Origin of the sequence: Vogesella amnigena, assembly GCF_042648905.1 — a bacterium.
GTDB lineage: Bacteria > Pseudomonadota > Gammaproteobacteria > Burkholderiales > Chromobacteriaceae > Vogesella > Vogesella amnigena.
In genome coordinates this window covers 57,712-79,905 of the sequence record NZ_JBHRYH010000009.1, presented here as the reverse complement: position 1 = coordinate 79,905, position 22,194 = coordinate 57,712, and the positions used below count along the sequence as shown (strand labels likewise).

20 protein-coding genes are annotated in these 22,194 nt (G+C 63.8%); 17 read left to right on the top strand and 3 right to left on the bottom strand.

Features of this window, described 5'->3' with window-relative positions; genetic code table 11:
- Window positions 1-3: 3 nt before the first annotated feature.
- From ACFOKJ_RS03970 to ACFOKJ_RS03950, 5 genes are all read left to right on the top strand, one after another.
- The gene (locus ACFOKJ_RS03970) at window positions 4-570 is read left to right on the top strand and encodes a GNAT family N-acetyltransferase (protein WP_390276808.1); all 567 of its coding nucleotides are present in this window, start codon (window positions 4-6) and stop codon (window positions 568-570) included.
- Entirely contained in the window at window positions 567-2,099 is a 1,533-nt protein-coding gene (locus ACFOKJ_RS03965) for an ABC transporter permease (RefSeq protein ID WP_390276807.1), read from the top strand. The genes ACFOKJ_RS03970 and ACFOKJ_RS03965 overlap by 4 nt, the downstream gene beginning before the upstream one ends.
- Window positions 2,086-3,024: an ABC transporter ATP-binding protein gene (locus tag ACFOKJ_RS03960; RefSeq protein WP_390276806.1), complete on the top strand. Its 939-nt coding sequence runs from the start codon at window positions 2,086-2,088 to the stop codon at window positions 3,022-3,024. Before ACFOKJ_RS03965 ends, ACFOKJ_RS03960 begins: the two co-directional genes overlap by 14 nt.
- Window positions 3,025-3,352: 328 nt before the next feature.
- A complete protein-coding gene (locus tag ACFOKJ_RS03955) occupies window positions 3,353-5,068 on the top strand; it encodes a methyl-accepting chemotaxis protein (protein ID WP_390276805.1) in 1,716 nt (571 codons plus the stop codon).
- Between the two features lie 74 nt (window positions 5,069-5,142).
- Entirely contained in the window at window positions 5,143-5,730 is a 588-nt protein-coding gene (locus ACFOKJ_RS03950) for a D-sedoheptulose-7-phosphate isomerase (protein WP_390276804.1), read from the top strand.
- Between the two features lie 140 nt (window positions 5,731-5,870).
- On the opposite strand, the gene ACFOKJ_RS03945 is transcribed toward ACFOKJ_RS03950, so the two are convergent.
- From ACFOKJ_RS03945 to ACFOKJ_RS03935, 3 genes are all read right to left on the bottom strand, one after another.
- Window positions 5,871-6,917, bottom strand: a complete 1,047-nt coding sequence (locus ACFOKJ_RS03945; protein WP_390276803.1) for an oxidoreductase — start codon at window positions 6,915-6,917, stop codon at window positions 5,871-5,873.
- Between the two features lie 137 nt (window positions 6,918-7,054).
- On the bottom strand, window positions 7,055-8,038 hold the full coding sequence (locus ACFOKJ_RS03940; protein WP_390276802.1) for a response regulator transcription factor: 984 nt from the start codon (window positions 8,036-8,038) through the stop codon (window positions 7,055-7,057).
- A gap of 115 nt (window positions 8,039-8,153) precedes the next feature.
- Window positions 8,154-9,344, bottom strand: a complete 1,191-nt coding sequence (locus ACFOKJ_RS03935) for an NnrS family protein (protein ID WP_390276801.1) — start codon at window positions 9,342-9,344, stop codon at window positions 8,154-8,156.
- Between the two features lie 102 nt (window positions 9,345-9,446).
- Between ACFOKJ_RS03935 and ACFOKJ_RS03930 the strand changes: the two genes are divergently transcribed.
- From ACFOKJ_RS03930 to ACFOKJ_RS03875, 12 genes are all read left to right on the top strand, one after another.
- Entirely contained in the window at window positions 9,447-10,127 is a 681-nt protein-coding gene (locus ACFOKJ_RS03930) for a Crp/Fnr family transcriptional regulator (protein ID WP_390276800.1), read from the top strand.
- A 186-nt stretch (window positions 10,128-10,313) separates the two neighbouring features.
- The gene (locus tag ACFOKJ_RS03925; protein ID WP_390276799.1) at window positions 10,314-11,534 is read left to right on the top strand and encodes an aspartate aminotransferase family protein; all 1,221 of its coding nucleotides are present in this window, start codon (window positions 10,314-10,316) and stop codon (window positions 11,532-11,534) included.
- Between the two features lie 116 nt (window positions 11,535-11,650).
- Window positions 11,651-12,688, top strand: a complete 1,038-nt coding sequence (locus tag ACFOKJ_RS03920; protein ID WP_390276798.1) for an arginine N-succinyltransferase — start codon at window positions 11,651-11,653, stop codon at window positions 12,686-12,688.
- A complete protein-coding gene (gene astA, locus ACFOKJ_RS03915) occupies window positions 12,685-13,716 on the top strand; it encodes an arginine N-succinyltransferase (protein ID WP_390276797.1) in 1,032 nt (343 codons plus the stop codon). The genes ACFOKJ_RS03920 and astA overlap by 4 nt, the downstream gene beginning before the upstream one ends.
- On the top strand, window positions 13,713-15,173 hold the full coding sequence (astD, locus tag ACFOKJ_RS03910; RefSeq protein WP_390276795.1) for a succinylglutamate-semialdehyde dehydrogenase: 1,461 nt from the start codon (window positions 13,713-13,715) through the stop codon (window positions 15,171-15,173). Before astA ends, astD begins: the two co-directional genes overlap by 4 nt.
- Window positions 15,170-16,519 carry an N-succinylarginine dihydrolase gene (gene astB / locus ACFOKJ_RS03905; protein ID WP_390276794.1) on the top strand — a complete coding sequence of 450 codons (1,350 nt, stop codon included), beginning with the start codon at window positions 15,170-15,172 and terminating at the stop codon, window positions 16,517-16,519. The genes astD and astB overlap by 4 nt, the downstream gene beginning before the upstream one ends.
- Before the next feature lie 496 nt (window positions 16,520-17,015).
- A complete protein-coding gene (locus ACFOKJ_RS03900) occupies window positions 17,016-17,945 on the top strand; it encodes a branched-chain amino acid ABC transporter permease (protein ID WP_390276793.1) in 930 nt (309 codons plus the stop codon).
- Window positions 17,946-17,964: 19 nt separating this feature from the next.
- Window positions 17,965-19,023 carry an ABC transporter permease subunit gene (locus ACFOKJ_RS03895; protein WP_390276792.1) on the top strand — a complete coding sequence of 353 codons (1,059 nt, stop codon included), beginning with the start codon at window positions 17,965-17,967 and terminating at the stop codon, window positions 19,021-19,023.
- A gap of 3 nt (window positions 19,024-19,026) precedes the next feature.
- The gene (locus tag ACFOKJ_RS03890; protein WP_390276790.1) at window positions 19,027-19,797 is read left to right on the top strand and encodes an ABC transporter ATP-binding protein; all 771 of its coding nucleotides are present in this window, start codon (window positions 19,027-19,029) and stop codon (window positions 19,795-19,797) included.
- Window positions 19,794-20,504: an ABC transporter ATP-binding protein gene (locus ACFOKJ_RS03885; protein ID WP_390276789.1), complete on the top strand. Its 711-nt coding sequence runs from the start codon at window positions 19,794-19,796 to the stop codon at window positions 20,502-20,504. Before ACFOKJ_RS03890 ends, ACFOKJ_RS03885 begins: the two co-directional genes overlap by 4 nt.
- Before the next feature lie 100 nt (window positions 20,505-20,604).
- Window positions 20,605-21,378 carry a YdcF family protein gene (locus ACFOKJ_RS03880; RefSeq protein ID WP_390276788.1) on the top strand — a complete coding sequence of 258 codons (774 nt, stop codon included), beginning with the start codon at window positions 20,605-20,607 and terminating at the stop codon, window positions 21,376-21,378.
- Window positions 21,379-21,383: 5 nt separating this feature from the next.
- Window positions 21,384-22,145, top strand: coding sequence for a competence/damage-inducible protein A (locus ACFOKJ_RS03875; RefSeq protein WP_390276786.1), 762 nt, complete (start codon window positions 21,384-21,386; stop codon window positions 22,143-22,145).
- Window positions 22,146-22,194: the final 49 nt, after the last annotated feature.

Sequence of the window (22,194 nt, the reverse complement as noted above, 5' to 3'; positions counted from 1 at the left end):
ACGGTGCTGGTGTGTGCGCAGCGGCAACATGCCGATGTCCATAGCCCGCGCTTGCACCTGCGGCCGCTGGATGCCGAGGTGCTGCGGCTGGGCTGCAACGGTCGCCATGCCGAGGCCGGCGCGCGGCTGGGCGCGGTGCTGCCGGAGGACTGGCTGGGCGAGCAGGCGCTGATGGCCTTGCGCCTGGCCGACATGCTGGCTGATGGCGCTTATGCGCCGTGGTCGCTGCGCGCCATGCTGTGTCGGCACAGCGGCCGCATGCTCGGCCATATCGGTTTTCACAGCACGCCGGGGCCGGACTACCTGCAGGAGCTGGCACCGGGTGCGGTGGAGCTGGGCTACACCGTGTACCCGCCATATCGCCGCCAGGGTTATGCCGCCGAGGCGCTGGCCGCCATGTTGCACTGGGCGCGGCGTGAGCATGGTCAGCAACGTTTCGTGCTGTCCATCACGCCGCACAACCACCCGTCGCTGGCGCTGGCGCGGCGCTTCGGTTTTCGGCAGCTAGGCCGCTGGCTGGATCAACAGGATGGTGACGAGCTGGTGTACCTGCTGGAGTACGGCGCATGAGCTGGCCGCTGCGCGGCAGCCTGGCCTTGCTGCCGCTGCTGTTTCTGCTGGCCATGGTGGCGGCGCCACTGGCGCGGCTGCTGTGGGAGGGCGGTATCGCCGTCAGCCCCGGGCTGCTGCAGGACAGCTATCTGCAGTGGCGGCTGGCCTGGTCGCTGGGGCAGGCGCTTGCCAGCTGCCTGCTGTGTCTGCTGGTGGGGCTGCCGCTGGCCTGGGTGCTGGCGCGTTACGATTTTGCCGGCCGCCGCCTGCTGCTGCGCCTGCTGCTGCTGCCGTTCGTGATGCCCACGCTGGTGGCCGGCCTGGGCGTGCTGGCGCTGTTCGGGCCGCACGGTATCAGCGGTATCGATCTGCAGGACACGCCGTGGCTGCTGCTGTACGGCAATCTGTTCTACAACCTGCCGCTGCTGGTGCGGGCCGCGGTGGATGGCCTGAGCCAGGTGCCGGCCAGCCGGCTGCTGGTGGCGCGCACACTGGGCGCCACGCCGTGGCGCTGCTTCTGGCGGGTGGAGTGGCCGGTGGTGCGGCCATGGCTGGCCTCGGCGCTGTGCCTGATCTTTCTGTACTGCTTTGCCGGTTTTGGCCTGGCGCTGCTGCTGGGCGGGCAGCGCTATGCCACGGTGGAAGTGGAAATCTATTCGCTGGTGGCCTACGAGCTGAACCTGGCCGATGCCGGCGCGCTGGCGCTGCTGGCCTTGTTGGTGGGCAGCCTGGCGGCTGGCGGCTATGCCTGGCTGGAGCGCCGGCTGGTGAAGGAGGCGCGGCCTGATCCCAGCCTCTGTCAGCGCCCGCAGGGTTGGCCGCAATGGCTGCAGCTGGCGTTGGCGCTGACGGTACTGCTGTTGTGCAGTGCGGCTCCCTTGCTGGCCATTGTCTGGCGGGCGTTGCTGGCCGATGCCGCCAGCTGGCAGGGGCTGTGGGATGCCGAGGTGCTGGCGGCCATTGCCAACACGCTGCGTTTTACTGCCGGGGCGCTGGCGCTGGCGCTGCTGCTGGGGCTGGCGCATGGCGTGGTGGCGGCACGCTGGTGGTGGCTGCGGGCACTGGGCTTTCTGCCGTTCATGGTGTCGCCGGTGATGCTGGCTTTTGGCTTGCTGCTGCTGTATCCGCAGTTCAGCGCCAGCCTGTGGTTGCTGCTGGCGGCCTATGCGCTGCTGGCCTATCCCTTTGTCGCCAAGGCAGTGGCCGCCGCGCTGGCCAGCCTGCCGCCCAGCCTGCCGGCGGCAGCACGTACCCTGGGCGCCACGCCGTGGCGCAGCTTTTGCCGCGTCAGCCTGCCGCTGATCCGCCCGGCGCTGCGCCGCGGGCTGGCGTTTGCCGCCGCCACCGAGGTGGGGGAGTTCGCGGTGACGCTGTTCCTGTCGCGGCCGGAGTGGACCACACTTACCACGCTGATCTACCAGCGGCTGGGGCGGGCCGGTGCGGCCAACCTGGAGCAGGCCATGCTGCTCACCTGCTTGCTGCTGGGCTTTGCCCTGTTGGCGTTTTTGATCATTGAATGGCCGGAGAAACATCGTGCTGCAGATTGATGGCTTGAGTCTTGCCTACCAGCGGCGCCAGGTGCTGGATGCGGTGTCGCTGCAGGTGGCTCCGGGCGAGACCGTGGCCTTGCTGGGGCCATCCGGCGCAGGCAAGAGCAGCTTGCTGGCGGTGCTGGCCGGCTTGCAGCGCCCGGATGCCGGCAGCGTGCGGCTGCATGGCCGCGACTTGCTGGCCTTGCCGCCGGAGCAGCGCCAGCTGGCGATGATGTTCCAGGATCACGCGCTGTTTCCACACCTGGATGCTGCGGCCAACGTGGCGTTCGGCCTGGTCGAGCGTGGCATGCCACGGCGCGAGGCGCGGCAGCAGGCCGAGGCGATGCTGGCGGCGGTGGGGCTGGCCGGGCGTGGCGGCGCCGCCTGCCATGCGCTGTCCGGCGGCGAACGGCAACGGGTGGCGCTGGCGCGTGCGCTGGTGTGCCGGCCGCAACTGCTGCTGCTGGACGAGCCGTTTTCCAGCCTGGATACCGATCTTAAGCAGCAGCTGCTGGCCGATGTGCAGCAGCATCTGCTGGCGCTGCAGGTGCCGGCGCTGCTGGTGACGCACGACCGGCACGAAGCCTTCACCCTGGCGCAGCGGGTGGCCATCCTGCAGCACGGCCGCATCGTGCAGCAGGGCAGCCCGGCGGAAATCCTGGCGCGGCCGGCCAGCAGCTGGGTGGCGCGTTTTGTCGGCTTTCATAATGTGTTTGCCGACTACGCGATTCCGCCGCAGGCCTTTGTGCTGGGGGATGGCCAGCCGCTGCGCCGGGTGCTGGCGGTAGCGCCGCAGGCCGACGGCTGGCGGGTAAGCGTGCAGGGAGATGACGGCCCGTGGCAGTTGCTGCTCACCGCCCGCGAGCTGCCGCTTTGCCCGCAGCCCGGCAGCAGCCTGGCGCTGGGGTTGCGGCCGGAGGCGGTGCTGCGCTGGTCGTGAGCGGGTGGGTAGGGATGGTCGCTGGCAATATGGCGGCTAATTCCGTTGGCATGGATTGTGCCGATCTGGTGCTGTTGCTGCAGTCGGCTGGCCGACCGGTTCCAGGCTGCTCATGCCCGTAACGCGTGCTGGCAGCATTGGTATAGACATTTACCGTTGCCGCGGCGTCAGCAGGCGCATTTTTATTGCTGTCGGCGGCATGTGCTGGCTGGCTAGGTATAAATACCGTATGCATTTTATTTGATTGACATGATTGCGGCCGGTGGCTAAGTAACAAGGGGATTTATCGTTATTAACGGTTACACCACCCACCACCGGAGTAAACGACATGTTGCGTCACCTCACCATCGGCCAGCGCCTGAGTCTGCTGCTGGGCCTGTTATTGCTCATAGCCGCCGCTGTTGGCGGCTATGGCATGTATGTGCAGTCCCGGATCATAGCCGCCTATGCCAGTACCTATCACGACCGCGTTGTGCCGCTGCAGCAGCTGAAGCAGGTGGCGGATGCCTATGCGGTGAACGTGGTGGATTCGGCGCAGAAGCTGCGCAGCGGCGCGCTGAGCAGCGCGGACTTCCAGCAGCGTCTGGATGCCGCGCGCAACGATATTGCCCGGGAGTGGCAAGCCTACCGCAGCACCTTGCTGACACCGGAAGAACAGCAACTGGTGCAGCAGACCGAGCGGGCGATGGTGGCTGCCGACCAGGCGGTGAACACGTTGCGTCAGCTGGCGCAGGCGGGGGACATGGCCGGCTTGCAGCAATTCACCGATAGCCGGCTGTACCCGGCCATCGACCCGGTATCCACGCCGGTGGCGGGGCTGATCGCCCTGCAGTTGCGGGTGGCGGCCGAGCAATATGCCGAGTCGGCGGCGGCATCGCAGCGCAGTGCGCAGCTGTCGCTGCTGCTGCTGTTGTGCGGCTTGGCACTGGGTGCCGGCATGGGCTGGGTGATCATTCGCGGTTTGCTGCGCCAGCTGGGCGGCGAGCCGTCCGACGTGGTGCGGCTGGCGCGCGGCATTGCCGCCGGCGATCTCAGCCAGAGCCTGCAGGTGCGTGCCGGCGACGATGGCAGCGTGGTTGCCAGCATGGCGGCGATGCAGGCCGCGCTGGGCCGGCTGGTGCACAACCTGGAACAGGTCATCGAGCGGCTGTCGATCAATGCTACCGAGTTGGCCGCATCCTCCGAACAGGTGGCGGTAACCGCCGAGGAGCAAACCCGCTCGGCAGCTGCCATGTCGGCATCGGTGGAGCAATTGTCGGTGAGCATTGCCTCGGTCAGCGACAACTCGCGCGACGTGGTGCGCGATGCCGACAGCGCCGGCCGCCTGGCTGCAGATGGCGAAACGGTGATCGCCGCCACGCTGGACACCATCGAGCAAGTGGGGAAGCAGGTGCGACAGTCGCAACAGCAGGCCGATCTGCTGGGCAGCAAGTCGCAGCAGATTTCCGGCGTGGTGGCGGTGATCCGCGACGTGGCCGAGCAGACCAATCTGCTGGCGCTGAATGCTGCCATCGAGGCTGCGCGGGCCGGCGAGGCCGGGCGCGGCTTCGCCGTGGTGGCGGACGAGGTGCGCAAGCTGTCAGAGCGCACCGCGCAGTCCACCCGCCAGATCAGCGACATCATTGCCGAGATGGTGGGCAGCAGCCAGCAGGTGGTCAGCGGCATTCACGCCACGGTGGCCGGCATGGAGCAGGGGCTGCAGCAGACCCGGCAGGTGCGCGACACCGTGGCTGGCATCAGCGGCGATGTTGGCCGCATCAATCAGGCCATCCAGGCGGTGGCGGTGGCGCTGGCACAGCAGCAGGCTGCCAGCGGCAGCATTGCCGGCAATGTGGAGCAGGTGGCGCAGATGACCGAGGAAACCAGCACTGCAGCCACGCAGTCCGCGGTTTCCGCTGGCCAGCTGGAACAGATGGCGGGGGAACTGAAGGCGGCGATTGCCTATTTCACCCTGCCGCCGCAGCCGGCACAGTCCGCGGCGCGGCAGGCCACGGCCAGCATCGGCACATCCGGCCTGCTGGCGCAGGCTGCAAATGCAGCCTAGACCGGAAGGGGTACTGCACATGGCGGGCGAGGCGGGTACAATGCCCGCCCATCAAGATCAATCAGGCTGACACCATGAAACCGCATATTGTTGCCACCCTCACCGAAGCGCGCAGTGCCCTGGACGCGCTGCTGTCCAACCAGCAGGCGCTGGCAGCCATCGATGCTGCTGGCGATGCGCTGGTAACGGCGTACCGCAATGGCAAGCGGGTGTACAGCTGCGGCAACGGCGGCTCGATGTGCGATGCCATGCACTTTGCCGAGGAGCTGTCCGGCCGCTACCGCCTGGATCGCAAGGCGCTGCCGGCGGCATCGATCAGCGATCCCAGTCACATCAGCTGCGTGGGCAACGACTACGGCTACGAGGCAATCTTCTCGCGCTACCTGGAGGCGCATGCCGGCGCCGGCGATGTGCTGCTGGCCATCAGCACCAGCGGCACCAGCAAGAACGTGCTGGCGGCGGTGAAGGAGGCGAAGGCCATGGGCATGGTGGTGGTGGCGCTGACCGGGCGGCCGGATTCGGTAATCGGCCAGCTGGCTGATATCGATGTCTGCACCCCCGGCGGCAAGTACGCCGACCGCGTGCAGGAGCTGCATATCAAGGTGATCCACATCCTGATCGAATCGGTGGAGCGCGCGCTGTTCCCGCAGAACTACGCCTGAACGACAACCGTTCTGGTAACAGCAAGGCCCGGCTCGCCGGGCCTTGTGCTTTTTGCCGCCAGCCGGGTAGTCCGGATAGGCGCCGTGCTTCCGGGGAGGGGGCTCTCGTCGCTTTGCGGTGTTGTCTGGTGGGGTGGGGCTCAGTAACCGTTCACCGGCAACTCGTGGCCGCGTCTGGCGCTGTCGGCGCCCAGTTCGATAAGCCGCATCACCTGCGTGGCCTGCTCGGCCGGTACCGGGTTGGCCGCGCCATCCAGAATCGCCGCGGCCACCGCATCGTAATAGCAGCGGTAGTCGCCGGGCACGGTGGGGTAGACCGTGCCGTGCTCCTCGCCATCCTGCTGCCAGTAGTGCATGCCGTGCAGCGGGTCGTCGCCCCAGCCGCTCTCGCCCGGCTGCTGCCCGCGCTTGAGCATGGCCTCCTGGCTGTCCAGCCCGTATTTCACATAACTGCCCAGGCTGCCATGCACGGCAAAACGCGGCGAGCCGCCGCTGATCAGGCAGCTGCCGGATAGCCGCACCCGCAGCCGGGGGTAGCGCAGCAGCACGTGGAAATAGTCGGGGGTGACGGCGCCGGGGCGCTGGCAGGCCAGGTCGGCGTGAATGGCGTGCGGCATGCCGAACAGCTGCAGCGCCTGATCCAGCAGATGCGGGCCGAGGTCATACCACAGCCCGCCGCCGGCCACGTCGGATTCGCGCCAGCGCACCTGCACCTGCGGGCGGTAGCGCTCGAAGCGCGATTCGAACAGCGCGATGTCGCCCAGCGTGCCGGCCGCCAGCAGTTGCTGCACGGTGAGGAAGTCGGCATCCCAGCGGCGGTTGTGGAACACCGACAGCAGGCGCTGGTGATGCTTGGCCTGCACCAGCAGCTGCTGCGCCTCGCTGACGGTGACGGTAAACGGCTTGTCCACCACCACGTGCTTGCCGGCGGCCAGCGCCGAGTCGGCGTGCATGAAGTGGCTGTTGTTGGGGCTGGCGATCACTACCAGGTCGATCTGCGCATCGGCCAGCGCCTGCATGGTATCGCTGGCCACCACCACGCCGGGGTAGTCGGCCACTACCTGCTCTGCCTTGCTGCTGACGATGGTATGCAGTTTCAGACGCGGGCTGGCCTGGATCAGCGGGGCGTGGATGGTGCGGCCGGCATAGCCGTAACCCACCAGGGCAACATTCAGCGGAGCGGACATGACATGTCTCGTAAGCGAAGGGGAACCAGCTTTTACCGTAGCCCAAAGCCGCTGACAAGGCTGCTTTTGCTGTAGTGGCAGCACTACATGGATTTTGCCGCAAATGCTTGCCTGGCAAGGCTTTGCGGCCAACCGGCCTATTGCTTCAGCAGGGAGACCAGCTTGCTGTCGAACAGGCGGGCCAGCTGTTGCTGCTGTTCGTCGGACAGGCCCAGCGCGGCGCTGTCGGCCGGCAGCTCGCGCCGCAGGGTCAGCATGGCGCCCTGCATGGCATCCAGTTGCTGTTTGAGCTTGCCAACCTCCTGCTGCAGCTCGTCCAGCGCCTGGGCACGGGCGGCGGCAACCTCGGCCAGGATGGCCAGGTGGTCGCGCAGGCGGCCGCAGCGGGTCTCGTCGTCCACCGGCATGTCGCGCACGATCAGGCAGCAATGCGGGTAGTTGAACGAGGTATTGCTGCCGCTGGAGTAGATATGCGCCAGGGTGCGGGCATTGGCGATGATGCTTTGCTCCAGCGCGGTGGCCGGGCCGTCGGTGGAGCGCAGGTTTTCGCCATGGCTGCCGTAAACCTGCACACAGCCGTGCAGGCCGTAGGCATCCAGCGTGCTGCAGATGGCGGCGGCAATGTGGCTGTAGTCACCCAGCCGGCTGGCGTTGCGGATAAAGTCGATCAGCACGCCCATTTCCGACATCGCACTCATCGCGGTCATGGCAGTGGAAAACGCATACTGGCCGCTTTGCTGCAGCTCGCGCTTTTCTGCATGCGCCCGCAGCGCCAGCGCTACCTTGCGCAGCATCTCCTGGCCTTCTACCGGTTTGCACAGGAAGTCGTTGCCACCGGCGTCGTAGCCCTGCAGGCGGTCCTGCAGGCTGCCATGGGAGGAGACAAACAGGATGGGCATGTCATGCCCGCCATCGCGCAGCTGGCGGCATACCGCGTAGCCGTCCATGTCCGGCAGCTCCACGTCCAGCAACACCGCATCCGGTAGCTGTTCCACCACGCTGGCCAGGGCGTCGCTGCCATTGCTGGCGAAGCGCAGCGCATAGCAGCTCTCGAATAGGCTGCGGTACAGCGCGCACTGGCTCTGGCTGTCTTCCACGATCAGCAGGGTGGCCTCGGACATGGTGTGTTCTCCTGTGGGGCGGGCAATCTGGCGGCAACTTTACTGCATCTTTTCTCCAGCGTAGATGTTATTTCAATGATGGTTTGACCTGACTGCATGCCGTGCAGATGGCGTGTCAGCCATCCTTGCCGTCGATACGCGCCTTCAGCAGCCATGGGGCGCCCAGCCACAGCCAGCCCAGCAGCAGCAGCGCCAGCAGGGCGGAGGCTGCCGCCAGCAGCAGGTTGGCCGCACTGCTGGCGATGTCGGCCAGTACCCGCAGCATGGCCACGCCATGCAGCAGCAGGTACAGCCGCCATAGTGCCGGCGAAGCCTGCAGCGGTCGCCCGGAGTGCCCCAGCATCACCCGCGAGGCAAAGCCCACCAGCATGGTGATGAAGAATCCCAGGGTAATGGCGTGCAGGCCGGCCAGCGGCGACAGCAGCCCCAGGTCAGCCAGCGCCAGCAGCAGGAAGGCCGCGCCCAGCCAGGCAAAGGCCAGGTGCAGCATCGCCAGCAGCGGCACCGTCAGGCTGCGGCGCAGCTGCCAGCGCCAGCTGGTGTAGCCGAACAGCCCGGCCAGCAGCAGGTCCAGCGGCCATTGCGGCAGCAGGGCAATGCCCAGCGCGCCATGCAGCAGGCTGCCGGCCAGCCACAGCTGCAGCAGCCAGTACGGTCGCCACGGGGCGTAAGGCTTGAGCACACTGCCGCTGAAGAACGGCAGCATGCGGTGCGCCACGGTAAGGAACACCGGCAGCAGGAAGCCGTACAGCGCCAGGTGCCGCGTCCACCACCAGCCATTGGCGAACAGCCCGGCCAGCCACAGCGCTGCACACAGCAGGCCGGCGGCACCGAGTGCGAAGCCGGCCACCACCAGGCTGGCATGGCGGCGGTCGGCCACCTGGCTGCGGCGGATCATGCCGAGCAGTGTCAGCGCCAGGGCGGACAAGCCCGCCAGCTGCAGCAAGCTGCCGGCTAGCAACCAGCCGTGGCCCAGCCACAGGCCGGCCAGCCAGCATAGCACCCCGCCAAGCAGCAGTAGCGGCACGCCAACAAACAGTCGCGGCGGCGGGTTGACGGTATTCAGCCAGCGCGGCACGGCGGTATAGCAAAAGCCGCACATGAAGAACGGGAAGATGCCGTACAGCATGATCAGGCCATGCGCCTGCGAAATGGCGATGCTGGTGGCGATGCTGCTGCCCGTCAGGCGTGCGGCCAACTCTGCCGCCCAGAACACTGCCAGCAGCAGGCAGATGGCAATGCCGGGCACAAAGCCGGCGCGATGCGGCGAGCGGGTAATTAGCTCTAATGGTGGATGGTGGGCCATGGCGCTAACTGTTATTAACAGTCCATAAACATAACAACCGCAGTGTCCGTTCCGTCCGTCAGGGCGGGAATGATGGTCGTCAAGAAATCAGGAGCCCCCACCATGCAAGCATCCGCCATCCGTTTTTTGCAGCACCTGCCGCTGTTCGCCAGCTGCTCGCCCGAGCATCTGCAGCAGATCGCCAATGTCACCACCGAGCATCGCTACGACAAGGGCGCGGTGCTGTTCCAGCGCGGCGACCGCTGCGACGGCATGCACGTACTGGTGTACGGCAAGGTCAAGCTCAGCGTGTCCTCGCGTAGCGGCAGTGAAAAGGTGGTGGAGATCATCTACCCCGGCCAGAGTTTCGGCGAAGCCATCATGTTCATGGCCGGCAGTTACCCGGTAATGGCGCAGACGCTGGAGGACGCGCTGGTACTGTTTGTGCCGGCGGAGCCGCTGCTGGCGCTGCTGGATAGCGACCCGCAGCTGGCGCGGCGCATGCTGGCCGGTTTGTCGATGCGCCTGCACGGCCTGCTGCAGGATGTGGCCAGCTACAGCCTGCAGGGCGCGGTGGCGCGAGTGGTGAGCTACCTGCTGCAGGCGCTGGGCGAAGGCGAGCATGCCGGCGCGGTGACGCTGCCGGTGAACAAGCAGGTAATGGCGTCGCGGCTCAATCTCACGCCGGAAACCTTTTCGCGCGTGCTGCAAAAACTGTCGGAGCAGGCGCAAATCACGGTGGAAGGGCGGGAAATTCACATTCCGGATGCAAACAAGCTGCAGCAACTCATTGAGCTGACTTGATTTTTTGTTTTTGCACCGCCTTCTTACATCTCTTGAAAAAGTGTAAGGCCATGTCGCAAAGCGGATATGGCCGGCTTAAAAGTTTCGATTAGAATCGATGCAAGCTTCAGGGACAGGCCGTAGGCAGCATGCGCGCCACGGTCGCCACACAAGAATTCAAGACAAATTGCAGGAAGGAACCCATCAATGAGCAAGCAAGTCAGCCGCGAAACTTTCGACCAGGTCATGGTCCCCAACTACTCCCCGGCAGCTTTCATCCCGGTAAAAGGCGAAGGCTCCCGCGTGTGGGATCAGCAGGGTCGCGAGTTCATCGACTTTGCCGGTGGTATCGCGGTGAATGCGCTGGGCCATTGCCATCCGGAACTGGTGGCCACCGTGACCGAGCAGGCACACAAGCTGTGGCACCTGTCCAATGTGTTCACCAACGAGCCGGCACTGCAGCTGGCGTCGCAGCTGGTGGAAAAGACCTTTGCCGACCGCGTGTTCTTCTGCAACTCCGGCGCCGAGGCCAACGAAGCCGCTTTCAAGCTGGCACGCAAATACGCTCATGACCATTTCGGCGCCGACAAGCACGAAATCATTTCCTGCAAGAATTCCTTCCACGGCCGTACCGTGTTTACCGTCAACGTGGGTGGTCAGCCGAAGTACGCCGAAGGCTTCGGCCCGAACCCGGCCGGCATCACCCACATCGAGTTCAACAATATCGACGCGCTGAAAGCAGCGATTTCCGACAAAACCTGCGCCGTGGTAATCGAGCCGGTACAGGGCGAGGGCGGTGTACTGCCGGCTACCCCGGAATTCCTGAAGGCCGCGCGCGAACTGTGCGACCAGCACAACGCGCTGCTGATTTTTGACGAGGTACAGACCGGTGTTGGCCGCTGCGGCACCCTGTACGCCTACCAGGCCTACGGCGTGACCCCGGATATCCTGTCCTCGGCCAAGGGCCTGGGCGGCGGTATTCCTATTGGCGCCATGCTGACCACCAGCAAGGTGGCGCCTAGCCTGGCAGTAGGCACCCACGGCACCACCTACGGCGGCAACCCGCTGGCTACCGCCGTGGCCGGCAAGGTGGTGGAAATCGTGTCCCGTCCGGAAGTGCTGGCCGGTGTACAGGCCAAGCACCAGCGTTTTGTTGACGGCCTGAACGCCATCAACGCCAAGTACAACGTGTTCAAGGAAATCCGCGGCATGGGCCTGTTGATTGGCGCCGTGGTAACCGACGAGTTCGCCGGCAACGCCCGCGACTTCCTGAAAGCCGCCGAAGCCCAGCAGCTGATGGTGCTGGTGGCCGGTTTGTCCGTAGTGCGCTTCGCCCCGTCGCTGGTGGTGGAAGACAAGGACATCGACGAAGGCCTGGCCCGCTTCGACGCCGCCGTAGCAGCGGTGGTTGCGGCCAAGCGCGGCTGATTCCAGTCGCGACTTAACTAATTCCTTACCAATCCAGGGGAATCCTGCCGCCAGCTGGCGGCAGGACGGGCGCTGTTGCGCCTGATTTCCGGGTCACTACGAGAGAGAGGCAAGCCATGCTGACAGTGCGCCCAGTTCGTATTTCCGACCTGCCAGTCATCGAGAAGATGGCGGTAGACAGCGGGATCGGCGTTACCAGCCTGCCGAACAATCGCGAAAAGCTGTACGAGAAAATCCAGTCCTCGCTTGGTGCTTTCGAGCACGAAGCCATCGCCGGTACCGGCCGCGAATACTATATGTTCGTGCTGGAAGACGAAGGCGAGGTGGTGGGTACCGCTTCCATCAGCGCCTCCGCCGGTTTCGAGGAGCCGTTCTACAGCTACCGCAGCGAAACCATGGTGCACGCGTCGCGCGCGCTGCAGGTGAACAACCGCATCCACGTGCTGAACATGTGCCACGACCTTACCGGCCAGATCCAGCTGTGCGGTTACTTCTGTGCGCCCAAGCAGCAGATGCGTGCCTACGAGCTGCTGTCGCGTGCCCGGCTGATGTACATCTCCGCGGCTCGCGCCCGCTTTGGCCGCCGCATCCTGGTGGAAATGCAGGGCATTCTGGATGACAACGACCAGTCGCCGTTCTGGGACGCCATCGGCCGCCGCTTCTTCAATATGGACTTCCCGCAGGTGGAGCAGGCCTTTGCCCAGCGCAGCAAGACCTTCATTGCCGAGCTGATGCCGACCTATCCGATCTATGTGCCGTTGCTGCCGGATTCCGCGCAGAACGCCATCGGTCAGATCCATCCGGATTTCGAGCGCCCGTTCGATATCCTGACCCGCGAAGGCTTCGAGGCCGACAACTACATCGACATCTTCGACGGCGGCGCGGTGCTGACTGCCGAGGTGGACCAGCTGTTCACCCTGCGCGAGCAGCGCATGCACCGGGTGGAAGTGGCGCCGGTACTGCCGGAAGGCGCGGTGGAAATGGTGATCTCCAACCATCGCAGCGCGGAATTTGCCGTAACCCAGGCGCGTGGTGTGGTGGTGGACGAGGTGTTGTTCATGACGCCGGACACCGCACGCGTACTGGCACTCACCAGCGGACAGCAGGCCTGCGTGGCCCCGCTGCTGCCGCAAGCAGGGAGGACTGCAGCATGATGATCATTCGCCCGATTCGCGATAGCGATCTGGACGGTCTGATGGAGCTGGCGCGCAGCGCCGGCGTGGGTCTGACCTCGCTGCCGGTGAACGTGGAAAGGTTGGCCGCACGCATCGCGCGCTCCGAGAAGACCTTTGCCGGCGAAGCCGAGCAGGCCGACTGTGGCTACGTGTTCGTGCTGGAAGACAGCGAAAGTGGCCGCGTTGGCGGTATCTGCGCGCTGGAAGCCGCGGTAGGTCTGAAAGAGCCCTGGTACAACTACCGCGTCGGCACCATCGTGCATGCTTCGGAAGAGCTGGGCGTGTACACCCGTCACGAAACCCTGTTCCTGTCCAACGACCACACCGGTTACAGCGAGCTGTGCACGCTGTTCCTGCACCCGGACTTCCGGGTAAACCGCAATGGCGGCCTGCTGTCCAAGAGTCGCTTCCTGTTCCTGGCGCAGTTCCCGGAGCTGTTCGGCAAGGTGGTGGTGGCCGAGATGCGCGGCGTGTCCGACGCCGATGGCAAATCCCCGTTGTGGGAAGCGCTGGGCCGCCATTTCTTCTCCATCGATTTTGCCGAGGCGGATTACTTGACCGGCGTGGGCCAGAAGGCCTTCGTGGCCGAGCTGATGCCGAAATTCCCGGTGTACATCGACTTCCTGCCGCAGCAGGCGCAGGCGGTGATCGGCCAGACCCACGAAAACACCCGTCCGGCGGTGGCAATGCTGTATGGCGAAGGCTTCCGTTACGAAGGCTATGTCGACATTTTCGACGGCGGCCCGACGGTGCAGGCCTACACCCGCGACATCCGCGCAGTGCGCGACAGCCGCCTGCTGCCGGCCAATATCGTGGCCAGCGTGACCGAAGGCGATTTCCAGCTGCTGTCCAATACCAGCCTGGAAGGCTTCCGCGTGATCATGGCGCAGCAGCAGGTTGGCCGTGACGGCATCGACATCACTGCCGAACAGGCCGCGGCACTGAATATCAAGCAGGGTGACATGGTGCGCGTGGTCGCGCTGTCGCCGAAGGAGACTGCACAGTGAGTACCCAATTCATCAACGGTTTGTGGCTGGCTGGTAGCGGCGAAGCCATGAGCAAGAGCAACCCGGCTACCGGCGAAGCGATCTGGCACGGTAACGCCGCCGGCAGCGAGCAGGTGAATGCCGCCGTAGCCGCCGCGCGCGCCGCGTTCAAGGCCTGGGCGCGCCGTCCGCTGGACGAGCGCATTGCCATCGCCCACCGCTTTGGCGAGCTGCTTGCGGCCAACAAGGCCGCGCTGGCCGAGATCATTGCCAAGGAAACCGGCAAGCCGCTGTGGGAAGCGCAGACTGAAGTGACCACCATGGTGAACAAGGTGGACATCTCGGTGAAGTCCTACCAAGAGCGCACCGGCGAGCGTAGCGCCGCCATGGGTGACGCGCAGGCGGTGCTGCGCCACAAGCCGCATGGCGTGGTGGCAGTGTTCGGCCCGTACAACTTCCCTGGTCACCTGCCCAATGGCCACATCGTGCCGGCGCTGATCGCGGGCAATACCGTGATCTTCAAACCGTCCGAGCTTACCCCGTGGACCGCACAGGAAACCGTGCGCCTGTGGAACGAGGCCGGTCTGCCGGCTGGCGTGATCAACCTCACCCAGGGCGCGCGTGATACCGGCGTGGCGCTGGCAGGTCACCACGGCATCGACGGTCTGTTCTTCACCGGCAGCTCCGCCACCGGCAACCTGCTGCACAAGAACTTCGCCGGCCAGCCGGAGAAGATCCTGGCGCTGGAAATGGGCGGCAACAACCCGCTGATCGTCGGCAAGGTAGCCGATATGGATGCCGCCGTGCATCACGTGATCCAGTCCGCCTTCATCTCCGCCGGCCAGCGCTGCACTTGCTCGCGTCGCCTGCTGGTGCCGGCAGGGCAGTGGGGCGATGCCTTTGTGGCGCGCCTGGTGCAGGTTGCGGCCAACCTCAAGGTGGGTCTGTATAACGAAGAGCCGCAACCGTTCATGGGTTCGGTGATTTCCAATGCGGCTGCCGATGCGCTGCTGAAGGCGCAGGCCACGCTGCTGGCCAATGGCGGCAAGCTGCTGCTGGAAATGAAGCGCCTGTCCGATACCGGCGCGCTGCTCAGCCCCGGCATCGTGGACAGCACCGCGGCACAGCGCCCGGACGAAGAGTTCTTCGGCCCGCTGCTGCAGGTAATCCGCTATACCTCGTTTGATGAGGCCATCGACATCGCCAACGACACCCGCTTCGGCCTGGCCGGCGGCGTGCTGTCGGATGACCGTGCCGAATACGAACACTATCTGCTGGAAAGCCGTGCTGGCGTGGTGAACTGGAACAAGCCGCTGACCGGCGCCTCCAGTGCCGCCCCGTTCGGTGGTATCGGCGCCTCGGGCAACCATCGCCCCAGCGCCTATTACGCGGCTGATTACTGCGCCTGGCCGGTGGCGTCGCTGGAGTGCGACAGCCTGACCGTTCCATCTCAACTTTCCCCGGGGATCGTACTGTGAGCAACGCATTTGAAGTGAACTTCGACGGCCTGGTAGGTCCGACGCACAACTACAGCGGCCTGTCCTACGGCAACGTGGCGTCCACCGGCAACCAGAACGCGGCATCCAACCCGAAGTTGGCCGCATTGCAGGGCCTGGCCAAGATGAAGGCGCTGCACGACATGGGCTTCAAGCAGGGCGTGCTGGCCCCGCACGAACGCCCGGACGTGGCCAGCCTGCGTCGCCTGGGCTTTGGCGGTACCGACGCGCAGGTTGTCGAGCGCGCCGCCAAGGAAGCGCCGGCGATCCTGGCTGCGGCCAGCTCGGCCTCCTGCATGTGGACTGCCAACGCGGCTACCGTCAGCCCGTCCGGCGATACCGCCGATGGTCGCGTGCATTTCACTCCGGCCAACCTGAATAACAAGTTCCACCGCTCCATCGAGCATCCGACCACTCGCCGCATCCTGCAGGCGATGTTTGCCGACGAATCGCGCTTCGCGGTACACGAGGCGCTGCCGGCCCAGATGCACTTCGGTGACGAAGGTGCGGCCAACCATACCCGCTTCTGCCACGAATACGATGGCGCCGGCGTGGAGTTTTTCGTGTTCGGCGCGGCGGCCTTCGATAGCCGCTACCCGGCACCGGCCCGCTTCCCGGCGCGCCAGACGCTGGAAGCCAGTCAGGCCATCGCCCGCCTGCACGGCCTGAAGGAAGAGGGCGTGGTGTACGCGCAGCAGGACCCGGCCACCATCGATGCCGGCGTGTTCCACAACGACGTGATCTCGGTGGGCAACCGCAATGTGCTGTTCCACCACGAGAAGTCCTTCCTGCATCAGGCCGAGGTATTGGCCGAGCTGGATCGCAAGTTGGCCGCAGTCGGTGGCAAGTTCATCAGCATCGAAGTGCCGCAGGCAGAAGTGAGCGTGGAAGAGGCGGTGAAGAGCTACCTGTTCAACAGCCAGCTGCTGTCGCGCGCCGATGGCAAGATGATCATTGTGGTGCCGGAAGAGTGTCGCAACATTGAGCGCGTGTGGACTTACCTGCAGAAGCTGGTGAACAGCGGCGGCCCGATTGCCGAGGTGCGTGTGTTCGACCTGAAACAGAGCATGCAGAACGGCGGCGGCCCGGCATGCCTGCGACTGCGCGTGGCACTGTCCGAACGCGAGATCGCCGCGGTAAATCCGAAGGTGATGATGAATGATGCATTGTTTGGCACGCTTAATGCTTGGGTGAACAAGCATTATCGTGATCGTATCGCCCCGGCCGATCTGGGTGACCCGCAGCTGCTGCTGGAATGCCGCACTGCGCTGGACGAACTGACCGGCATCCTGGGTCTGGGCTCGGTGTACCCGTTCCAGCTGGTGTAAAACAGCTCGCTTTACCTGGATAAAAGCCGCTGCACGATGATGGTGCAGCGGCTTTTTTGCGTTCGCAAACGAATAAGATAGATTGTATACAGTAGTTTGGTGACTTCTGTTTCGTCATATGCGCGAAAACGATCAAATTTGTTTTCGAAAAAGAAACTATATGTTTTTAGAATGAAAAATTACGAAAATTTTTAAATAGAACAAAGCTGGAAAAGATCACGGAAAACATGGCTTGGTTGCACTGCAACATGGCGGCTGTTGCGTTTTGTTACGCAATTAAATTCAATTAAATCAATGACTTGCATTGTGTGGAAAATTTGTCAGAAAACGTCCTGTTTCGGCTGTTTTAAGATTGACAGTCGATTGGATACGCCTACATAATCCGCTCGGCTTGTAGGGCTGGTTGACAGTCGGCACTACATGGCTGGCAAGGCGGCAACAAGGGGGTCCACCCTACAAAAAGCCGTCGGGAAGTTCATCCAAAGGAGATCCCACCGTGGACATTTTTCTGCAACAGATCCTGAATGGCCTGGTGCTGGGCAGCATTTATGCCCTGATCGCACTCGGTTACACCATGGTGTACGGGATCATGGGCCTCATCAACTTCGCACACGGCGAAGTGGTGATGTTTGGCGCCATGGTTACCATCACCGTCATTTCCGTTTTGACCAATGCCGGCGTGGCGCTTCCGGGCGGCGTACTGGTATTGATCGGCCTGATGGTGGCGATTCCGGCATGTATGCTGCTGGGTTACACCATCGAGCGCGTGGCGTACCGTCCGCTGCGCAATGCCCCCAAGCTGGCACCGCTGATTACCGCGATTGGCCTGTCCATCGTGCTGCAGCAGGCTGCCATCATGATCTGGGGTCGTAACTACATTCCGTTCCCGCCGATTCTCGACCACGACACCATCGATATCTTCGGTGCCACCATCACCCAGCTGCAGGTGCTGATCGTGATTCTGTGTCTGGTACTGATGGCCGGCCTGCTGCTGGTGGTTGAAAAAACCAAACTGGGCCGCGCCATGCGCGCCACCAGCCAGAACCCGGGCGTTGCCGGTCTGATGGGCGTGAACGTCAATACCATCGTATCCGCTACCTTCGTGATGGGCTCCGCACTGGGCGCCATCGCCGGCGTGATGGTTGCAGCCAACTATGACCAGGCTCACTACTACATGGGCTTCATGATCGGTCTGAAAGCGTTTACCGCTGCGGTGCTGGGTGGTATCGGCAACCTGGGTGGCGCGGTGGCCGGTGGCATTCTGCTGGGCATCATCGAAAGCCTGGGCGCCGGTTACATCGGCGACCTCACCGGTGGTTTCCTGGGTTCGCACTATCAGGACATCTTCGCTTTCGCAGTGCTGATCGTGGTGCTGATCTTCCGTCCGTCCGGCTTGCTGGGCGAAAAGATTGCCGATCGCGCTTAAGTCCAGGCAGGAGCACACAATGACTAGCAATAAAAAACTGGGCGTCTTCGTCGCCTCTGCCATCGTGCTTGCCGTTCTGCCATTCGTGGTAGGCAGCACGCTGGGCAACTCCTGGGTTCGTACCATCGACTTTGCATTGCTGTACGTGATGCTGGCGCTGGGTCTGAACATCGTGGTGGGCTTTGCCGGCCTGCTGGACCTGGGTTTCATCGCCTTCTACGCAGTGGGTGCCTACACCTTCGCGCTGCTGGGCTCGCCGCACTTCGACATTCACCTGCCGTTCTACATCACCATTCCGCTGGGCGCGGCCTGCGCGGCGCTGTTCGGTGTGATGCTGGGTACCCCGGTGCTGAAGCTGAAGGGTGACTATCTGGCGATCGTGACCCTGGGTTTCGGTGAAATCGTGCGTATCTTCATGAACAACCTGAACGCGCCGATCAATATCACCAATGGCCCGCAGGGTATCAACCTGATCGACCCGATCCAGTTTGCCGGCTTCTCGCTGGGCAAGATGACCCAGATCGGTGCCTTCACCCTGAACCCGGTGCACCTGTACTACTACATGTTCCTGTTCCTCACCGTGCTGGTGGTGATCATGGTGTCGCGCCTGCAGCATTCCCGTATCGGTCGTGCCTGGGTAGCGATGCGTGAAGACCAGATTGCCGCTTCGGCGATGGGTCTGAACATCCGCAACATCAAGCTGCTGGCTTTTGCCCTGGGCGCGCTGTCTGGTGGTGTGGCTGGTGGTCTGTTCGCGGCCTTCCAGGGCTTCATCTCGCCGGAATCCTTCGGTCTGCTGGAATCGATCATGATCCTGGCCATGGTGGTACTGGGCGGCATGGGTCATATTCCAGGCGTGATCCTGGGTGCCGTGGTGCTGACCATTGCGCCGGAAATCCTGCGTGACGTGATTGGCCCGCTGCAGATGCACACTTTCGGCAAGATGATCGTCGATCCTGAAAATGCTCGGATGCTGCTGTTCGGTCTGGCCATGGTAATCATGATGCTGACCCGCCCAGAAGGCATGTGGCCGTCCAAGCGACGCCAGGCCGAGTTCGACGATGCCAAGAAAGGTTAAGCCATGGCTGAAGTTCTGCTGAAAATCGAAGGCATCCACAAACGCTTTGGCGGTCTGCATGCCCTCAACAATGTTGCCCTGCATATCAACAAGGGCGAGATCTACGGTCTGATCGGCCCGAACGGCGCCGGCAAGACCACCCTGTTCAACGTGCTGACCGGCCTGTACACCCCGGACGAAGGCCAGTTCACCTTCGCCGGCCAGGACCTGTTCCGTGCCCCTCCGCACATCGTGGTGGCCGGCGGTATCGCCCGTACCTTCCAGAACATCCGTCTGTTCCATGAAATGACGGCGCTGGAAAACGTGATGGTTGGCCGCCACATCCGCTCCAAGGCCAATGCACTGGGCGCGGTGCTGCGCAACAAGGCCACCCGCGACGAAGAGGCGGCAATCGAGGCCAAGGCCTGGGAGCTGCTGCGCTACGTGGGTATCGAGGATGTGGCGTACGAACGTGCCCGCAACCTGTCCTACGGTCACCAGCGTCGTCTGGAAATCGCCCGTGCGCTGGCCACCGAGCCGAAGCTGCTGGCGCTGGACGAACCGGCCGCCGGTATGAACCCGAGCGAGACCGAGGGCCTGAAGGCACTGATGGAAAAGATCCGCAACGACGGCGTGACCGTGCTGCTGATCGAACACGACGTGAAACTCATGATGGGCCTGTGCGATCGCATTGCCGTGCTGGACTACGGTAAGAAAATCGCTGAAGGCGTGCCGGAAGTGGTGCGCAAGGATCCTAAAGTTATCGAAGCATACCTGGGAGCGGCACACTCATGAGTCTCTTGGAAGTCAAAAACCTGCAAGTCGCCTACGGCGGCATCCAGGCCGTGCGCGGCATCGATTTTCACATCAACAAGGGCGAGCTGGTGACCCTGATCGGTGCCAACGGCGCCGGCAAGACCACCACGCTGAAAACCCTGGTGGGCATGGTGAAGAAGTCCGGCGGCAGCATCAACTTCGACGGCAAGGACACCTCCGCGATTGCACCGTACAACTTCGTGCGCAATGGCCTGGTGATGGTGCCGGAAGGTCGTGGCATCTTCGGCAAGCTGACCGTGGAAGAAAACCTGCAGATGGGCGGTTTCCACCGTAACGACAAGGACGGCATCCAGCGCGACATCGAGCGCGGCTACGAGCTGTTCCCGCGTCTGAAGGAACGCCAGAAGCAGCTGGCCGGCACCCTGTCCGGCGGCGAGCAGCAGATGGTGGCAATGGCGCGTGCCATTGTTTCCCAGCCCAAGCTGCTGCTGCTGGACGAGCCGTCCATGGGCCTGGCGCCGCTGATCGTGGAAAAGATCTTCGAGATCATCCAGATGGTGGCCAAGGAAGGTGTGACCATGCTGCTGGTGGAGCAGAACGCCAAGCTGGCACTGGAAGTGTCGCAGCGCGGTTACGTGATGGAAAGCGGCCGCATCACCATGAGTGGCCCGGCGCAGGACCTGCTGGCCGACGAGCGCGTGCGAAACGCCTACCTCGGCGAGTAAGCTGTACTGTTGCCAACAAACGCCTCCGCTTGCCGGGGGCGTTTTTGTTTCTGGCGCTGCATGCCGGCGCTTGTGCGGGTAAATGGTTGTGGAGTTGCTGATGGCTAGTGATGTCAATCTGACGGTATTTGTGCACCAGTTATTGGGCGCGGTGCTGTTGCCACCGTTTCTCTATCTGTTGCCGGTATTGCTGGCACTGCTGCTGTGGCAACGCCGGCCAGGGCTGGCACGCGGCCTGATGGCCATCAGTCTGCTGCTGGCCTGGCTGCTGGCATTGCCGGTGACGGCCATCACGCTTAATGGCTGGCTGGAGCGCTATCCGCCGGCCGATCTGGTGCAGGTGCGGCAGACGCAGGCCATCGTGGTGCTGTCCGGTGGCAAGAAGCCGGCACCGGAATATGCGGCCAACGTGCTGACCTCGGATGCCGCCGGCCGGCTGCGCTACGCCGCCTGGCTGGCGCGGCATACCGGTCTGCCCCTGTTGCTGAGTGGGGGCGCGCCACTGGGGGGCGAGCCGGAGGCGCTGGTGATGGCACGCACGCTGCGCGAAGATTATGGTTTGCAGCCGCGCTGGGTGGAGGCGGCATCCAATACCACGCTGGAAAATGCCCGGCTGAGCGCCGCCATGCTGGGAGAGACCGGGGTGGGGCGCATCACGCTGGTAACGCAGGCCTGGCATATGCGCCGCGCGCTACCATTTTTCGAGGCTCAGGGTTTGCGGGTGTTGGCGGCGCCCACCGGCTTCACCCGTTATGAGGCTGGCGGCCTGCTGTTGTGGATTCCGCAGGGCAGGGCGATGCAGGAGACGCATCAGGCGCTGCGTGAGCTGCTTGGTATATTGTACTATACAATTCGCGAGCACTTTACGGGATAAAGCACATGAATATTGGCGCCTTGATCATTGGAGACGAATTGCTGTCCGGCAAGCGACAGGACAAGCACATGCAGGCGCTTATCCGCCTGTTGGCCGCACGCGGCATGAAGCTAGCGTGGGCCGAGTACCTGGGCGACAGCCCGCAGCGTATTGAAGATGCCCTGCGGCGTGCCTTTGCCGGTGGTGACCTGGTGTTCAGCTTTGGCGGTATTGGCGCCACGCCGGATGACCATACCCGCGGCTGCGCGGCAAGGGCACTGGGCGAGTTGCTTACCGTGCATCCGCAGGCGCGCGAACTGATCGAAGGCCGTTTTGGTGCGGAGGCCTACCCGCACCGCATCAATATGGGGGCCTTCCCGGCCTCGGCCAGCATCATTCCCAACCCGGTGAACCAGATTCCCGGTTTCAGTTGCCGGGACGTGCATTTCGTGCCGGGCTTCCCCAGCATGGCGTGGCCGATGGTGGAGTGGGTGCTGGATACGCATTACCGGCCGCTGCACAGCGACAGCCCGGATGTGGAGCAGGGCTGTATTGCGTTGCAGGCGAAAGAGGGCGACCTGATTGGCCTGATGCAGGAGTTTGTCGATCGCTATCCCAAGCTGCGCCTGTCCAGCCTGCCCAGCTTCGGCAACGAGACAATACCGCAGATGCATATCGAGTTCGGTTTCAGTGGCCAGCCTGCGCTGGTGGCCATTGCGCTGGATGAATGGAAGAAAGCTCTGCAGGCACGCGGATACGTGTTACAGGACAAGCCCCGAGCCGGCTGATGCAGCCATGAAAAAAGCCACCGCAAGCGGTGGCTTTTGCTTTGTCGAT

Coding starts and splice junctions, on each gene's coding strand:
- ACFOKJ_RS03890 (WP_390276790.1), top strand. CDS start 19,027: ATGGCTGAAGTTCTGCTGAAAATCGAAGGCATCCACAAACGCTTTGGC.
- ACFOKJ_RS03880 (WP_390276788.1), top strand. CDS start 20,605: ATGGCTAGTGATGTCAATCTGACGGTATTTGTGCACCAGTTATTGGGC.
- ACFOKJ_RS03965 (WP_390276807.1), top strand. CDS start 567: ATGAGCTGGCCGCTGCGCGGCAGCCTGGCCTTGCTGCCGCTGCTGTTT.
- ACFOKJ_RS03945 (WP_390276803.1), bottom strand. CDS start 6,917: ATGTCCGCTCCGCTGAATGTTGCCCTGGTGGGTTACGGCTATGCCGGC.
- ACFOKJ_RS03940 (WP_390276802.1), bottom strand. CDS start 8,038: ATGTCCGAGGCCACCCTGCTGATCGTGGAAGACAGCCAGAGCCAGTGC.
- ACFOKJ_RS03875 (WP_390276786.1), top strand. CDS start 21,384: ATGAATATTGGCGCCTTGATCATTGGAGACGAATTGCTGTCCGGCAAG.
- ACFOKJ_RS03950 (WP_390276804.1), top strand. CDS start 5,143: ATGAAACCGCATATTGTTGCCACCCTCACCGAAGCGCGCAGTGCCCTG.
- ACFOKJ_RS03895 (WP_390276792.1), top strand. CDS start 17,965: ATGACTAGCAATAAAAAACTGGGCGTCTTCGTCGCCTCTGCCATCGTG.
- astA (WP_390276797.1), top strand. CDS start 12,685: ATGATGATCATTCGCCCGATTCGCGATAGCGATCTGGACGGTCTGATG.
- ACFOKJ_RS03920 (WP_390276798.1), top strand. CDS start 11,651: ATGCTGACAGTGCGCCCAGTTCGTATTTCCGACCTGCCAGTCATCGAG.
- ACFOKJ_RS03935 (WP_390276801.1), bottom strand. CDS start 9,344: ATGGCCCACCATCCACCATTAGAGCTAATTACCCGCTCGCCGCATCGC.
- ACFOKJ_RS03955 (WP_390276805.1), top strand. CDS start 3,353: ATGTTGCGTCACCTCACCATCGGCCAGCGCCTGAGTCTGCTGCTGGGC.
- ACFOKJ_RS03925 (WP_390276799.1), top strand. CDS start 10,314: ATGAGCAAGCAAGTCAGCCGCGAAACTTTCGACCAGGTCATGGTCCCC.
- ACFOKJ_RS03930 (WP_390276800.1), top strand. CDS start 9,447: ATGCAAGCATCCGCCATCCGTTTTTTGCAGCACCTGCCGCTGTTCGCC.
- ACFOKJ_RS03885 (WP_390276789.1), top strand. CDS start 19,794: ATGAGTCTCTTGGAAGTCAAAAACCTGCAAGTCGCCTACGGCGGCATC.